At 59.0% G+C, this 13302-nt stretch carries 19 protein-coding genes; 15 read left to right on the forward strand and 4 right to left on the reverse strand.

Going from position 1 to position 13302, the window contains the following annotated elements; translation table 11 throughout:
- Positions 1-322: 322 nt before the first annotated feature.
- Positions 323-823 carry a GNAT family N-acetyltransferase gene (locus tag ERD78_RS19445; protein WP_000376623.1) on the reverse strand — a complete coding sequence of 167 codons (501 nt, stop codon included), beginning with the start codon at positions 821-823 and terminating at the stop codon, positions 323-325.
- Positions 824-950: 127 nt separating this feature from the next.
- Positions 951-1802, reverse strand: a complete 852-nt coding sequence (gene sul1 / locus ERD78_RS19455) for a sulfonamide-resistant dihydropteroate synthase Sul1 (RefSeq protein WP_129971568.1) — start codon at positions 1800-1802, stop codon at positions 951-953.
- A gap of 101 nt (positions 1803-1903) precedes the next feature.
- On the opposite strand from sul1, the gene intI1 reads away from it, so the two are divergent.
- The 15 genes from intI1 (at position 1904) to ERD78_RS19535 (ending at position 12470) form a co-directional block, all read left to right on the forward strand.
- Positions 1904-2917 (forward strand): class 1 integron integrase IntI1, encoded by a 1014-nt coding sequence (gene intI1, locus ERD78_RS19460; protein WP_000845048.1) that lies wholly within the window; start codon positions 1904-1906, stop codon positions 2915-2917.
- A 312-nt stretch (positions 2918-3229) separates the two neighbouring features.
- Positions 3230-3481, forward strand: a complete 252-nt coding sequence (locus tag ERD78_RS19470; protein ID WP_129971570.1) for a hypothetical protein — start codon at positions 3230-3232, stop codon at positions 3479-3481.
- The gene (locus ERD78_RS19475; protein ID WP_129971571.1) at positions 3478-4113 is read left to right on the forward strand and encodes a recombinase family protein; all 636 of its coding nucleotides are present in this window, start codon (positions 3478-3480) and stop codon (positions 4111-4113) included. The genes ERD78_RS19470 and ERD78_RS19475 overlap by 4 nt, the downstream gene beginning before the upstream one ends.
- Before the next feature lie 70 nt (positions 4114-4183).
- Entirely contained in the window at positions 4184-4816 is a 633-nt protein-coding gene (locus ERD78_RS19480; protein ID WP_129971572.1) for a ParA family protein, read from the forward strand.
- Positions 4813-5112, forward strand: coding sequence for a hypothetical protein (locus ERD78_RS19485; protein ID WP_129971573.1), 300 nt, complete (start codon positions 4813-4815; stop codon positions 5110-5112). Before ERD78_RS19480 ends, ERD78_RS19485 begins: the two co-directional genes overlap by 4 nt.
- A gap of 138 nt (positions 5113-5250) precedes the next feature.
- The gene (locus ERD78_RS19490; RefSeq protein ID WP_129971574.1) at positions 5251-5547 is read left to right on the forward strand and encodes a partition protein; all 297 of its coding nucleotides are present in this window, start codon (positions 5251-5253) and stop codon (positions 5545-5547) included.
- 207 nt (positions 5548-5754) lie between these two features.
- Entirely contained in the window at positions 5755-7155 is a 1401-nt protein-coding gene (locus tag ERD78_RS19495) for a helix-turn-helix domain-containing protein (RefSeq protein WP_129971575.1), read from the forward strand.
- A 127-nt stretch (positions 7156-7282) separates the two neighbouring features.
- Positions 7283-7603 carry a hypothetical protein gene (locus ERD78_RS19500; protein ID WP_129971576.1) on the forward strand — a complete coding sequence of 107 codons (321 nt, stop codon included), beginning with the start codon at positions 7283-7285 and terminating at the stop codon, positions 7601-7603.
- Positions 7604-8914: 1311 nt separating this feature from the next.
- Positions 8915-9130 carry a hypothetical protein gene (locus tag ERD78_RS19505; protein WP_129971577.1) on the forward strand — a complete coding sequence of 72 codons (216 nt, stop codon included), beginning with the start codon at positions 8915-8917 and terminating at the stop codon, positions 9128-9130.
- Positions 9130-9426: an EexN family lipoprotein gene (locus ERD78_RS19510; RefSeq protein ID WP_129971578.1), complete on the forward strand. Its 297-nt coding sequence runs from the start codon at positions 9130-9132 to the stop codon at positions 9424-9426. Before ERD78_RS19505 ends, ERD78_RS19510 begins: the two co-directional genes overlap by 1 nt.
- On the forward strand, positions 9416-10435 hold the full coding sequence (locus tag ERD78_RS19515; protein ID WP_129971579.1) for a TrbL/VirB6 family protein: 1020 nt from the start codon (positions 9416-9418) through the stop codon (positions 10433-10435). Before ERD78_RS19510 ends, ERD78_RS19515 begins: the two co-directional genes overlap by 11 nt.
- Positions 10436-10718: 283 nt before the next feature.
- Positions 10719-11126 carry a mobilization protein gene (locus ERD78_RS19520; RefSeq protein WP_245152547.1) on the forward strand — a complete coding sequence of 136 codons (408 nt, stop codon included), beginning with the start codon at positions 10719-10721 and terminating at the stop codon, positions 11124-11126.
- Positions 11123-11512 carry a hypothetical protein gene (locus tag ERD78_RS19525; protein ID WP_129971580.1) on the forward strand — a complete coding sequence of 130 codons (390 nt, stop codon included), beginning with the start codon at positions 11123-11125 and terminating at the stop codon, positions 11510-11512. Before ERD78_RS19520 ends, ERD78_RS19525 begins: the two co-directional genes overlap by 4 nt.
- The gene (gene virB5 / locus ERD78_RS19530; RefSeq protein WP_129971581.1) at positions 11509-12198 is read left to right on the forward strand and encodes a P-type DNA transfer protein VirB5; all 690 of its coding nucleotides are present in this window, start codon (positions 11509-11511) and stop codon (positions 12196-12198) included. Before ERD78_RS19525 ends, virB5 begins: the two co-directional genes overlap by 4 nt.
- Positions 12199-12212: 14 nt before the next feature.
- Positions 12213-12470, forward strand: coding sequence for a hypothetical protein (locus tag ERD78_RS19535; protein ID WP_129971582.1), 258 nt, complete (start codon positions 12213-12215; stop codon positions 12468-12470).
- 113 nt (positions 12471-12583) lie between these two features.
- On the opposite strand, the gene ERD78_RS19540 is transcribed toward ERD78_RS19535, so the two are convergent.
- Positions 12584-12871, reverse strand: coding sequence for a helix-turn-helix domain-containing protein (locus tag ERD78_RS19540; protein ID WP_129971583.1), 288 nt, complete (start codon positions 12869-12871; stop codon positions 12584-12586).
- Positions 12868-13197, reverse strand: a complete 330-nt coding sequence (locus tag ERD78_RS19545; protein ID WP_129971584.1) for a type II toxin-antitoxin system RelE/ParE family toxin — start codon at positions 13195-13197, stop codon at positions 12868-12870. The genes ERD78_RS19540 and ERD78_RS19545 overlap by 4 nt, the downstream gene beginning before the upstream one ends.
- Positions 13198-13302: the final 105 nt, after the last annotated feature.

Here is a 13302-nt window from a genome sequence, read left to right on the forward strand (position 1 = left end):
TTTGGTATCTCTCATAAACGGATGTTTTTGAGAGAACTATCTTCGGCCTTCACACGCACGAAAGGCGGCGAAGCTCCGCCGTTAATCCGTCCGCCGGAGATCTCGCCCAGGCAGGCTGAAGGCCGAGCAAGCCTGACAGGCCCGAAAAGCCCGGCACGGGCGTCGGCGGCGATGACGGCGGCGGCATTATCCAGGGTTGATGATGGAAGTGGAGGATATCGACAACCTCTCGCGCAACCAAGACATCGCGGTCGGACTGCAAGTGATCTTGAAGCCACGGGCCCGTCCCACCCCGACATGGACCTCGATGCCCGAACGGACGTTAGATTTCGAGTTCTAGGCGTTCTGCGATGAAGGTTGGATCCCAGCCGGGATTGAAAGTGTCGACGTGGGTGAATCCGAGCCGCTCGTATAGGCCACGCAGGTTCGGGTGGCAGTCGAGCCGCAGCTTGGCGCACCCCTGCGTTCGCGCGGCATGGCGGCAAGCCTCGATCAGCGCGGAGCTGACACCCCGGCCCGCATGTGTCCGTCGCACCGCGAGCTTGTGCAGATATGCGGCCTCCCCCTTGAGGGCGTCGGGCCAGAACTCGGGATCCTCGGCCGACAAGGTGCAACAGCCGACGATGCCGTCGCTGCAACTCGCGACTAGGAGCTCGGATCTCAGGACGAAGGTCTCCGCGAATGTCCGGTCGATCCGCGCGACGTCCCAGGCGGGCGTTCCCTTGGCGGACATCCACGCCGCAGCGTCGTGCATCAGCCGCACAACCTCGTCGATATCACCCGAGCAGGCGACCCGAACGTTCGGAGGCTCCTCGCTGTCCATTCGCTCCCCTGGCGCGGTATGAACCGCCGCCTCATAGTGCAGTTTGATCCTGACGAGCCCAGCATGTCTGCGCCCACCTTCGCGGAACCTGACCAGGGTCCGCTAGCGGGCGGCCGGAAGGTGAATGCTAGGCATGATCTAACCCTCGGTCTCTGGCGTCGCGACTGCGAAATTTCGCGAGGGTTTCCGAGATGGTGATTGCGCTTCGCAGATCTCCAGGCGCGTGGGTGCGGACGTAGTCAGCGCCATTGCCGATCGCGTGAAGTTCCGCCGCAAGGCTCGCTGGACCCAGATCCTTTACAGGAAGGCCAACGGTGGCGCCCAAGAAGGATTTCCGCGACACCGAGACCAATAGCGGAAGCCCCAACGCCGACTTCAGCTTTTGAAGGTTCGACAGCACGTGCAGCGATGTTTCCGGTGCGGGGCTCAAGAAAAATCCCATCCCCGGATCGAGGATGAGCCGGTCGGCAGCGACCCCGCTCCGTCGCAAGGCGGAAACCCGCGCCTCGAAGAACCGCACAATCTCGTCGAGCGCGTCTTCGGGTCGAAGGTGACCGGTGCGGGTGGCGATGCCATCCCGCTGCGCTGAGTGCATAACCACCAGCCTGCAGTCCGCCTCAGCAATATCGGGATAGAGCGCAGGGTCAGGAAATCCTTGGATATCGTTCAGGTAGCCCACGCCGCGCTTGAGCGCATAGCGCTGGGTTTCCGGTTGGAAGCTGTCGATTGAAACACGGTGCATCTGATCGGACAGGGCGTCTAAGAGCGGCGCAATACGTCTGATCTCATCGGCCGGCGATACAGGCCTCGCGTCCGGATGGCTGGCGGCCGGTCCGACATCCACGACGTCTGCTCCGACTCGCAGCATTTCGATCGCCGCGGTGACAGCGCCGGCGGGGTCTAGCCGCCGGCTCTCATCGAAGAAGGAGTCCTCGGTGAGATTCAGAATGCCGAACACCGTCACCCTGCTGCGTAACATCGTTGCTGCTCCATAACATCAAACATCGACCCACGGCGTAACGCGCTTGCTGCTTGGATGCCCGAGGCATAGACTGTACAAAAAAACAGTCATAACAAGCCATGAAAACCGCCACTGCGCCGTTACCACCGCTGCGTTCGGTCAAGGTTCTGGACCAGTTGCGTGAGCGCATACGCTACTTGCATTACAGTTTACGAACCGAACAGGCTTATGTCCACTGGGTTCGTGCCTTCATCCGTTTCCACGGTGTGCGTCACCCGGCAACCTTGGGCAGCAGCGAAGTCGAGGCATTTCTGTCCTGGCTGGCGAACGAGCGCAAGGTTTCGGTCTCCACGCATCGTCAGGCATTGGCGGCCTTGCTGTTCTTCTACGGCAAGGTGCTGTGCACGGATCTGCCCTGGCTTCAGGAGATCGGAAGACCTCGGCCGTCGCGGCGCTTGCCGGTGGTGCTGACCCCGGATGAAGTGGTTCGCATCCTCGGTTTTCTGGAAGGCGAGCATCGTTTGTTCGCCCAGCTTCTGTATGGAACGGGCATGCGGATCAGTGAGGGTTTGCAACTGCGGGTCAAGGATCTGGATTTCGATCACGGCACGATCATCGTGCGGGAGGGCAAGGGCTCCAAGGATCGGGCCTTGATGTTACCCGAGAGCTTGGCACCCAGCCTGCGCGAGCAGCTGTCGCGTGCACGGGCATGGTGGCTGAAGGACCAGGCCGAGGGCCGCAGCGGCGTTGCGCTTCCCGACGCCCTTGAGCGGAAGTATCCGCGCGCCGGGCATTCCTGGCCGTGGTTCTGGGTTTTTGCGCAGCACACGCATTCGACCGATCCACGGAGCGGTGTCGTGCGTCGCCATCACATGTATGACCAGACCTTTCAGCGCGCCTTCAAACGTGCCGTAGAACAAGCAGGCATCACGAAGCCCGCCACACCGCACACCCTCCGCCACTCGTTCGCGACGGCCTTGCTCCGCAGCGGTTACGACATTCGAACCGTGCAGGATCTGCTCGGCCATTCCGACGTCTCTACGACGATGATTTACACGCATGTGCTGAAAGTTGGCGGTGCCGGAGTGCGCTCACCGCTTGATGCGCTGCCGCCCCTCACTAGTGAGAGGTAGGGCAGCGCAAGTCAATCCTGGCGGATTCACTACCCCTGCGCGAAGGCCATCGGTGCCGCATCGAACGGCCGGTTGCGGAAAGTCCTCCCTGCGTCCGCTGATGGCCGGCAGCAGCCCGTCGTTGCCTGATGGATCCAACCCCTCCGCTGCTATAGTGCAGTCGGCTTCTGACGTTCAGTGCAGCCGTCTTCTGAAAACGACAGTGGCGCGGATTCCCGGCGGTTTGAGCTAGGCTCATTTAGGTTGACTATTTCATAAATGCGCCATCACCGTTAATATGGCTCATTCAGGTATATCCAAAGGAGCCGCTATATGTCAAAAAAGCCCAAATATCAGTTCAAGATCGAGGAGCGCTCCGAAGGGTGGTTCGTGTTTTATTACATTGATAATTGGCTCATCCCCGGCGCTGACGGCCCTTTTGAGAATCCCGAAACAGCACAGATCACGGGCGAGCTTTGGTATGAGGCCGAAACCGGGCGCGCCTACCCGCGCAAACGGGAGAAGTCCGAGCCAGACAATCGGCAAGCCTCTTTTGATTTCGGCACGGACGACGACAAGCGATGAGCGGTCAGTCCCCTTTCCGTGTGGCGCGGGTGTATTTGCGGGTCAGCACCGATAGGCAAGACCTAGACCGCCAAGAACGAATCATCGAGGACGCCCGAGCGGCGGGCTACTACGTGGCAGGCGTGTACCGGGAAAAGGCGAGCGGAGCGCGAGCCGATCGGCCCGAGCTGCTGCGCATGATTGCCGACCTGCAACCCGGCGAAGTGGTCATTGCCGAAAAGATCGACCGTATCAGCCGCCTTCCCTTGCCCGAGGCCGAGCAACTGGTGTCTTCAATTCGCGCCAAGGGTGCCCGGCTGGCCGTGCCCGGCGTGGTCGATCTGTCCGAGCTGTCCGCCGACGCCTCCGGCGTTGCCAAGATCGTTCTAGAATCCGTGCAGGACATGCTTTTGAAGCTGGCCCTACAGATGGCCCGCGATGATTACGAAGATCGGCGCGAGCGACAGCGCCAGGGCATCGAGAAGGCCAAGCGCGAGGGCCGCTATATTGGTCGCCGCAAAGACAGCCGCCGTCACCAACAGGTGATTGTCCTGCGTCAAGCTGGACACAGCATTGCCGCCACGGCGCGGATTACTGGCTACAGCCCCGCCCACGTAAAACGCATATGGGCAGCGTATAGGGAGCTATCTTGATATCATGATAGCTTGATATCATGATAGCTTTATAGCAAGATATCATCTCCATCATTTTCGGAGGTGCACAGTGACGACCTATGCAGTGGTCAACACCAAGGGCGGCGTTGGAAAGACGACGGTTTCCGTTCATTTGGCCACCATGCTTGCCAAGCGTGGCCCAACGCTGCTGATTGACGGCGACCCCCAGGCCAGCGCCGCGAGCTGGGCCGCGTGGCGGCGCGAAAACTCCAATCTGACCCCTAGCCCGACGACAACTTGCCTGACCGGCAAAGCCGTTTTCAACGAGGGCAAGGCATTAGCGGGCGGGTTCGAGCACGTTGTCGTGGATGCCGGAGGCCGCGATACGGCGGGCCTGCGGGCGGCATTGCTGCTGGCACAGCGGGCCATCATCCCCGTGGGCGCGTCAAACCTCGATGCCGCCGCCATGACCGACCTGCTGACCGTGGTCGAGCTGGCCCGTGACTACAACCCTGATCTAGACGTGCGGGTGCTGCTGAACCGGGTCGATCCCCGCACGAAAGACACCGCTGAAATGCTGGAATGGCTGGCTGAGCAAAAACTGGCCGTTTTGAGTGCTCGCGTGTGCGAGCGCGTGGCGTTTCGCCGTGCCATCGGAGAGGGCGCGACCGTGCAGGAGTTAGGCCGTGACCATGCGGCAGTGAGCGAGATCGAGGCGTTTTTCGCAGAGGTGACGGCATGAAGAACAAACCGGACTTGAGCGGCTTTCAGCGCCCGGCGCTAACGAAAGACCCTTCGGCGTTTTTGGACGGCGCGGAGGCTGACCGGGCCGAGAGCCAAGCGAATGCACCCGGCAAGGCGGCCCCGAAAGACAAGGCAGAGCGGCAACCCACCGTGCAAAAACTCTTTCGCTTGCGCGTAGAGACGGCCACCGCGCTGAAACTGGCAGCGGCAGAGCGCAGCGCGGCGCTTGGTCGGCGCGTGTCAGAACAGGAGATCGTGGAGCAGGCCCTCCGCGAACATCTGAAGCTATCTTGATAGCATGCTAGCAAGATAGCAAGATATCAAGATATCAAGATAGCATGATAGCTAATTGCGGACGGAGTGTGCGCGGCTATTGCGGTTGCACAAATATTTGAAAATCTTGTGCTCTCGGGCATAATGGGGCATCTTCCCATGAAGGATTCGCAACAGTTGGGAGTAGTGAGCCAGAAGGATTTGCGGGCGCTAAGTGCGGCTGGCGCTGTACAGGGCGCGACGATTCAGACCGACGGCGAAGGAGGGTTGATCGTGATCCTGGAAATGGGCGAACAGCGCAGGCTGTTAGGGCACGCGAGAAAGCGTGAACCTAGACGGTTCATGAGCTTCGATGCGGCGGCCTCGGCCTTGCAGCAGAATGGCATCACTACATTTCGCGCTGAAACGAACGGCTGGACTCCGAGGTATCAAACATATCGAAACAGCGGAGCCTAGAAAAAGCAAAAGCCCCGGTGGCACGGGGCTTTGCGGAGATTGGGTCTAGCTTGGTCGTCGTTGTGGCAAACGGCGAGCCAAGCGAAGAACCGTAGAATGACAAGGCCCCCAAAGGGAACCAAAGCAGCCTCCATTCTACGGCCTGACCCTGATGTTGACAAGTATTGACGACGCGCGTTTTGCGCATGCAGGGGACTTATGGCTGGAATGGCGGCGCAACTGGCACTTTTTGGCCCTGCCGAAGAGGCAGCGGCCTATCATGACCCGAGGCGGCCCGGGTTTTTTTCCCTTCTCGTGGATGTGGACGGGCAAAAGCGGCAATCGAGCCATTTGCTCGCCAACATGCCGACCGTCCTAGAGCTGATCGATCCCCGGCGCGATACATGGATGACGCAGGCCGAATTTATCCGGCCTAATCGGCGGGTGGTGAATCTGGCTCGCGTGGGACTTTTATTTGCCGATCTGGACACCTACCGGCAGTCCTGGGCGCAAGGCAGAACGCCCGAGCAGTTAGCGTCTGCTGTGCTCTATCACTGCGCCCAAGAGGGTATCCCGGCCCCGTCCCTCTTGGTGTTTAGCGGGCGCGGCATTCAAGCCAAATGGTTGCTGGAAGGCACCCTTCCGCGTGCTGCGTTGCCCCGCTGGAATGCCTGCCAGCGTTACCTGATAGACCGCTTGTTGCCTCTTGGAGCCGACCCGCAGGCCAAAGACGCTAGCCGCGTGCTGCGTACGGTTCACACCACCAACAGCAAAAGCGGCGAAATTTGCCGCGTGGTGCATGTCGAAACCGCCGAGGATGGCAAGCCTGTCCGCTACGATTTCGAGTACCTGGCCGAACTGCTTTTGCCCGTCGCACGGTGGGAGATCGAGCAACAGCGCCGCGACCGTATCGAGCGGCGGCAGCTCAGGCTGATACGGGGTGACAAGAACGACAATTTGCGCGGCTTTTCTGGTCGCCAGCTAGCATGGGACAGGTTGGAGGACTTGCGCACGCTCGCCATGCTGCGCGGTGGCGTCCACGAAGGCGAGCGCATGTTGCACCTGTTTTGGCGGCTCAACTTCCTGCTGCTGTCCGGGGCTACAAACAGCTTTGAAATGTACCGGGAAGCGGGCGCCCTTGCTACAGAACTCGATCCGTCATGGAACACGCGCAGCAAGGAGCTGATGACGCTTTACCGCAAGGCCAAAGCGTATGAGGCCGGGGAAACCGTCGAATTGGGCGGCAAAAAGTACCCCCCGCTTTACACCCCCAAGAATGACACCCTCATCAACCTGTTCCGTATTTCCGACGAGGAACAGCGCCGCCTTCGCACCATCATCAGCACCGACCTTGCCAAAGAGCGCCACAGGAAGCGCGACGAGGCCCGCAGACGGGCCGCCGGGGCCGTGGATAGGGAAACCTACCTAGAAGCCGCAAAGACCAAGCAGGCGCAAGCCCAAGAGCTTAGGGAGCAGGGCATGACCCAAAAGCAAATAGCCGAAGAAATGGGTGTCGGTTTGCGGTCGGTAAAACGCTATTTGGCGGAAGGTGCCAAGTCCCTGCGTATTACTAATGGCGAAGCCTCGGGCCGTAGGCCCTCACCGCCGAAGGCGGGAGTAGCCCCGTGATTTATTTATCACGAGTAGCCCGCAAGCCTTGTGTGTCAACGCGAAGCGTTGTCCACATGGCGCGCAGGCCGCGTAGCGGCCGGAGAGGCCCGCAGGGCCGAGTAGCCCTTTTGTTTGGGAGGGTGTTATGAGCCGTGCCCGTCGATCTTTTTCCCCTGAGCTGCTGGCACGTCTGCAAGGTATGCCCGTGAAAACGGCGCTCGATCTGTTGGGGCTGTATTGGAAACCTGACCCGGATTTCAAGCCAGTCAAGAACTATGAGACCGAACGGCTTTATGTTTCTATCGGTGGTGGCGTGGTCGAACTGCTGGTAACCGGCCCGAAGTGGTACGACAGCAGGACAGAGAAAGGCGGCGGCGGGGCAATCGACTTGACCATGCACCTTTTCCGGCTGGATTTCGTTTCTGCCGTCAAACGCTTGCAATCGGTCTTGGGCCAGACTGCGTGATGCCCCTCAAGTGTCAACATCCGCTGCGCGGCCTGCGGCCTTGCCCAGTGGGGCGCTGCCCCTCTGGACTCCCCGCGTTCGCCACGTGGCAGGGGAGCAGGACGGGCGGCCTTTGGCCTTCGACCTGCCCCCATGCCTTTAGCGTGACCGGGTTCCAGCCGCATCAAGGCCAAGCCCTTCGGGCGGGCTGCGCCCGGCCTTGACCCGGCTTTCACCCTCCAAGCACGTGTAATCGGTCATGCCCGGATGACGGCCGCCCACAAGTGCCCAGGACGCGCAAACGAACGGCGACCAATGGTTGGGTGCCAGTGAGCCAGAAAATCGCGTCACGGCCCGCAAAACGGCTCAGAGGGCTTTCACGGCGATATTGACATTTGAGGGGCGCTGCCCCGTCTCTGGGGAGCGGTACAGGTACCTAATAGACGGTGCCGGGTGGTTAATAGACGGTGACGAGATCTTTTCCGGCAGGAATCAGGAGAAAGTGAACCGTTATTACCGGCAATTACCCCTGAAATTGCATCGGGCCTGTAGATAGACCGTCTATTAGCCACCTCCGGTTATCTGCCACACCGTCTATTGGGTACCCGCTGTCGTGGCGGATGGTGGGCTTCATGAGCGGAAGGCGGGTCAAGGCTCGCGCAGCGACCGCGTAGCGGCTTTGGCCTTGATGCGACTGAAGCGCAACAGCCTGCCTGCGAAGGGGCAGGCATAGCGTAGCGGCGACCTGCCCCCCGAGCTTCCCGGCGGCGAGGGCGGGGCGTGCAGAGGGGCAGCGCCCCTTGCCCAAGCCCGAAGGGCGCGGAGTGCATCACGTTTGCACAATCGCTGCATCATGGTTGCCTGACTGCTGCATCACACCTGTAGCCGGTGGCCGGTTTTTTAGCCTTGTAGTGCTTTTGTAGTGCTGGAAGGCCAGCATTCATGCGGGTTTGCGGCTGTTTTGTAGTGGTCGAACACTACAGGGGTTTTTCGCAGTCCGAGAAATATTGTTATTTTTCAATGGTTTACGGCCACCGGAAGGTGCGTATTGTGTATAGCCATTTTAAGGATAAGGAATGGGAATTTTTTTGCGACGTTCGGGGCCTGCATCACGTCGAGAGGGTCAAACTTTGGGACCCAATGCGCAGCATTGGGTGATGCATCAATGATGCAAGTATTGTGCAGAAGTGATGCAGATGTGATGCAGAAATCGGCCAGCAAAAGTATTGACAGCTATTGACAAGTGCTTGATTTATAAAGTCATTTTTGTTGACCAATACTGAATGTGCCTTCATAATCCTTCCTAAGACTTGGGTATTTTGGGAGGCATGTATGAAGATGCACTTCATAGTTATGACCGCCTCAGACGATGCTTCCGGATGGCGGTTTTTTGCTGGGATGAATGACGCCCGGCTTCCGGTCTGGGGCGGGTCAGACAAGGCCGCCCATTTCCCCACATTTCAGCAGGCCCTTCGCATCGCTCGCCGTGTTGGTGGTGCGGATATTTGCGCTGCTTTTCCCCACCACCAAGACCAGGAGGCGATCTGATGAAAGGAAAAGGAAGGTTGTTCGCGCTGTGCGTCGTGGCCGGCGTGCTGGCTGGTTGCAATGACCCGGCGACCGCACAGGAGAGCCAGAGCAAGCAAGAGACGGAAGAAGCGCAGAGCGTGGAGTTTTACCGGAAAAATTTCAGTAAACGGCTGCTGGTGGAGGCGGAATGCAAGAAAAAACCGGAGCTGGCCGAGACGCAGAAGTGCATCAATGCCCGTAAGGTCGCGAATGAGATCAATAAAAAACTAGGGCTGCCCCTAGAGTACCCGGAGGTCGAAGACGATGGCCGGTGACTTTCAGCTTGTCTCGTCTCTGTTCGAGACGATCGACAATACAACACAGACTTTTGTGACGGACATTTCGTCACGCGTCCTGATGGAGATCACGCCGGTTGTGTCCGTTGGGCTGACGCTGTCTTTTATCGCTTACGGCATGCTCGTTATGCGCGGGGCTATTGATATGCCAGTGGCCGATTTCCTCACGCGGAGTTTGCGCATTGGCATCATTGTTTCGATAGCCTTGGCAGGTGGGCTGTACCAGACGCAAATTGCCGACGCCATCATGGCAACCCCGGATGCTTTGGCGCAGGCCATCACAGGAAATCCCACCGGAATATCCGCAGCAAACATCATCGACAGCGCAGCAGAAGAGGGCGGGCAGTATGTCAATAAAGCGTATGAGAAAGCCGGCTTCTTTAGTTCCGAGGGGATAACCTATGCCGTCATTGGCACCATTTCGCTTTTTGCCGTGGCGGGCGTCGTTGCAACGGGGGCATTGTTCCTAGTTATTGCCAAGGTGGCGATAGCCATACTGGTGGCCCTTGGGCCGCTGTTTATCCTCGCGCTGCTGTGGCAACCGACTGCACGCTTCTTTGAACTGTGGGCGGGGCAAGTCCTCAATTACTCCCTCACGATCGTGCTTTTTTCCGTCGTCTTCACATTGATCATGCAGCTTTTTGGCGGGTACATGGCGCAGGCCGATTTGGATGGCGTGCAAAGCGTTGGGTACACGCTGCTTGGTATGGCGATAATCGCCATTGTTTCGGTCGGAATCCTGCTGCAATTGCCGAACATTGCAAGCGGTTTGGCAGGCGGAATCGGCATCAGCTACTGGTACGAATTGCGCACCATGGGACGGACTGCATCCGGTGCGGCTCGCGGCGCTCGGGCTGCTGGTCGCGCTGCAATGGCTGCACCGCGTGCGGCTGCTGGTGCTGCTCGTGGTGCAGCCCGCATGGCATCCGGTGCGGCTGGTGTCACTCGCGCAGCTGTCGGTTATTTCCGTGGTCGCAAGGCAGGGTGAGCAGCTATGCATGATCGCTGCATCACATCCGCATCACATCTGCCTCATAGCCGCATCATCCCAATGCGCCTTGCGCATTGGGGCCAAGGTTTGACCCCCTTAAAGTGCGGCGTGTCGCGGGCATGGCAAAACTCTAATTATTCCCATTCATTGGCCCTTAACACGTCTATAGACAATACGCACCCGCCGGTGCTGCGTAACATATTGATTTATAAGCATAGTTCGTACTTTGCATCATCGTGTGCTGTAGTGTTCGACCACTACAAAACGGCCGCAAACCCGCATGAATGCTGGCCTTCCAACACTACAAAAGCACTACAGGGAGGCGGCGATGTTGGGTGATCCGATAACGCTGCGTCTTTCCGTCGAGCAAAAGGCGCTTTTGGAGGACGAAGCGGCACGCCAGGGAAAACGGCTCTCTACCTATGTGCGGGAGCTACTAGAGAGCGAGAACGACTTGCAAGGGGAGCTGGCCGCGCTTCGGCGCGAGGTGGTCAGTCTGCATCACGTGATCGAAGACCTGGCCGACACCGGCCCGCGTTCCGGCCAGTCCGGGCCGGGGCCGAACGCGGTTCAGATTGAAACCCTTTTGCTGTTGCGAACCATTGCAGGGCCGGAGCGGGCGAAAGTGGTTTGGGGTGAACTGCGGCGAATTGGTTATGAGCCTTGGTCAGTGAGCGAGGCAGTATGAGTGGTGAACCCTACACCTTCAAAGTGCTTATCTCGCCCGCGCTCAAAGAGCAATTTCGGCAGATCGTGGAGAGCCAGGACAGGGCGTTAAGCCAAGTATTGCGCGACCTCATGCGCGAATACGTCTGGCGCACATCCAAGAGACGAAAACTGCACTTTGGACGGGTCTATTGGCGCTCAAGTGGTGAGGCAATTCGAGCCGTAATCGACCCGGAATTGAAAGCCCAATTTGAAGCCGCTGCACGGCAAAACAATGTTCTCCCAAGCCGCGTGCTGCGTGACCTCATCTGTGAGTATGTCAAGCGGCACACCAAAGGGGAAATTTGGGAGCCGGGCGCGGAAATCAAGCTCAAGCACATGCGGCAAACCCAAAGGAGCGGCAGATGAGAAAACTCGTAATCACGGCGGCAATAGTCGTCATTGTCGGAGCGGCCAGTCCGGTAATGGCCCAAGGTATCCCCGTGTTCGATGCGACGCGAGCGGCGGACTTCGTGCAGCAATTCACCCGCATGAAAGAACAGCTCGATACGGCCAGAAGTCAGCTCGCCGAAGCACAGCGGCTTTTTGAGTCCATGAGCGGCACGCGCGGCTTTGGTGACGTGCTGCGCAATCACCAGCTTCGCCAGTATCTGCCTGACGATCTGAAAACGGTCTATGACACTGTGAATGGTGGCGGCTATTCGGGCATTTCCGGCTCGATTGATGACATTCTGCGCGAAGAACAGCTTTCCGGCTCCGTGACCGAGATGGCCCGGGCCATTGATGAGCGCAGCCGCCGCACGATGGCAACCGACAAAGCCATTGGCTTACGGGCCTATGAAGGCGCACAGCAACGTCTCGATCAGATTGACGGGCTGATGGATGAAATCAGCCGTACCCAAGACCAAAAGGCCATTGAAGAGTTGCAAGCCCGCATTGCGGCCGAGCAGGCGGCCATTCAGAACGAGACGACCAAGCTGCAAATGATCGCGCATCTGCGCCATGCCGAGCAGACGCTGATTGCCGAGCAAAAGCGCGAGTTGAACCGGCGCATTTTGAGCAGTGAGAACCGGGCAATGCCCACCCTTCGATAACGGGAGCCGTTGCTATGGAAACAATCAAAACGAGGTTTCACCGTATCAATCGGGCCGTTCAGACGGGCCTTGCGGTGGTGTTTGCGGTGATGGGCGTGCTGCTGGCCTTGGCCTTCCTGCTCAATCCCGCGTTGTTTCTAGCAGGAGAACGCCCACTAGAAGGAATCCTTCATCTGGCCGGAGCATTGGGCTTGTGCTGGCTGCAATGGCGTTACCGCCATATCGTCTATCCGCAGCTTCGGCGCGACTATCTGGCTGAAAAACGGGCCTGATTAGCGATTTCACGCCCCGGCCTGGGGCGTTTGCGGTGTTGTATGTTGTAGCGTGTAGCCTACAACTTACAGCGCCGTTTTGTTTTGTTCAGCGAGGCGACGTCTGGCGCGTCTCAAGCGGGTTCCAGCTCATGCACCTGCATTTCAACGTGCAGGCCCGCCGCGGTCACCATGTTGACGAGCGTATCCAGCCCAAACAGGTTGATCTTGCCGCGCAGCAGGTCAGAGATTCGCGGCTGCGTGACGCCCAGGCGGCGGGCCGCCTCGGTCTGTGTCCATCCTTTGGTGCGGATGTGCTGCTCAAGCGCCATCATGAGCGCAGAGCGCAGTTTCATGTTCTCGGCCTCGGCTGCCGTGTTCTCGATAGCGTCCCAGACGCTGCCAAAAGTTTCGTTGCTCATTTGCCTAGCTCCTTCACAAGATCGGCGTAGCGTTGGGCGGCGGTGTCTAAATCCGCCTTGCGGGTCTTTTGTGTTTTCTTCTGAAAGCAGTGAAGCACGTAGACCGCATCGGCAAACTTGGCGACGTAGATCACCCGGAACGCGCCCGCTTCGTCCCAGACCCGGATTTCCTGCACGCCCTTCCCGACCGTGGGCATGGGTTTCCAGTCGGATGGCTCTAGACCGTGCTGCACCTTGTCGAGCTGGTAACCGGCTTCGCGCCGGGCTGACTCGGGAAACGCTCTCAGATCAGTTAGGGCGCTGCCCCGGAAATTCAGCACTTTCATAGGGGAATTATACAAGTAATTGTATAGTCCGCAATCCCCTTTCCTCTCCCCTCCCGAGGGCCACGTGAAATCGCTAACGCCTTTTGGCGCTAACCCTTGGGTGGC

Source organism: Allopusillimonas soli, assembly GCF_004153445.1.
Classification (GTDB): domain Bacteria; phylum Pseudomonadota; class Gammaproteobacteria; order Burkholderiales; family Burkholderiaceae_B; genus Allopusillimonas; species Allopusillimonas soli.

What these genes read in the sequence shown, in the direction of transcription:
- ERD78_RS19540 (WP_129971583.1), bottom strand. Translation starts at nt 12,871, where the DNA reads ATGAGCAACGAAACTTTTGGCAGCGTCTGGGACGCTATCGAGAACACG.
- ERD78_RS19470 (WP_129971570.1), top strand. Translation starts at nt 3,230, where the DNA reads ATGTCAAAAAAGCCCAAATATCAGTTCAAGATCGAGGAGCGCTCCGAA.
- ERD78_RS19485 (WP_129971573.1), top strand. Translation starts at nt 4,813, where the DNA reads ATGAAGAACAAACCGGACTTGAGCGGCTTTCAGCGCCCGGCGCTAACG.
- ERD78_RS19475 (WP_129971571.1), top strand. Translation starts at nt 3,478, where the DNA reads ATGAGCGGTCAGTCCCCTTTCCGTGTGGCGCGGGTGTATTTGCGGGTC.
- intI1 (WP_000845048.1), top strand. Translation starts at nt 1,904, where the DNA reads ATGAAAACCGCCACTGCGCCGTTACCACCGCTGCGTTCGGTCAAGGTT.
- ERD78_RS19490 (WP_129971574.1), top strand. Translation starts at nt 5,251, where the DNA reads ATGAAGGATTCGCAACAGTTGGGAGTAGTGAGCCAGAAGGATTTGCGG.
- ERD78_RS19535 (WP_129971582.1), top strand. Translation starts at nt 12,213, where the DNA reads ATGGAAACAATCAAAACGAGGTTTCACCGTATCAATCGGGCCGTTCAG.
- ERD78_RS19545 (WP_129971584.1), bottom strand. Translation starts at nt 13,197, where the DNA reads ATGAAAGTGCTGAATTTCCGGGGCAGCGCCCTAACTGATCTGAGAGCG.
- ERD78_RS19510 (WP_129971578.1), top strand. Translation starts at nt 9,130, where the DNA reads ATGAAAGGAAAAGGAAGGTTGTTCGCGCTGTGCGTCGTGGCCGGCGTG.
- ERD78_RS19495 (WP_129971575.1), top strand. Translation starts at nt 5,755, where the DNA reads ATGGCGGCGCAACTGGCACTTTTTGGCCCTGCCGAAGAGGCAGCGGCC.
- ERD78_RS19505 (WP_129971577.1), top strand. Translation starts at nt 8,915, where the DNA reads ATGAAGATGCACTTCATAGTTATGACCGCCTCAGACGATGCTTCCGGA.
- ERD78_RS19515 (WP_129971579.1), top strand. Translation starts at nt 9,416, where the DNA reads ATGGCCGGTGACTTTCAGCTTGTCTCGTCTCTGTTCGAGACGATCGAC.
- ERD78_RS19445 (WP_000376623.1), bottom strand. Translation starts at nt 823, where the DNA reads ATGGACAGCGAGGAGCCTCCGAACGTTCGGGTCGCCTGCTCGGGTGAT.
- sul1 (WP_129971568.1), bottom strand. Translation starts at nt 1,802, where the DNA reads ATGTTACGCAGCAGGGTGACGGTGTTCGGCATTCTGAATCTCACCGAG.
- ERD78_RS19520 (WP_245152547.1), top strand. Translation starts at nt 10,719, where the DNA reads ATGAATGCTGGCCTTCCAACACTACAAAAGCACTACAGGGAGGCGGCG.
- ERD78_RS19525 (WP_129971580.1), top strand. Translation starts at nt 11,123, where the DNA reads ATGAGTGGTGAACCCTACACCTTCAAAGTGCTTATCTCGCCCGCGCTC.
- virB5 (WP_129971581.1), top strand. Translation starts at nt 11,509, where the DNA reads ATGAGAAAACTCGTAATCACGGCGGCAATAGTCGTCATTGTCGGAGCG.
- ERD78_RS19500 (WP_129971576.1), top strand. Translation starts at nt 7,283, where the DNA reads ATGAGCCGTGCCCGTCGATCTTTTTCCCCTGAGCTGCTGGCACGTCTG.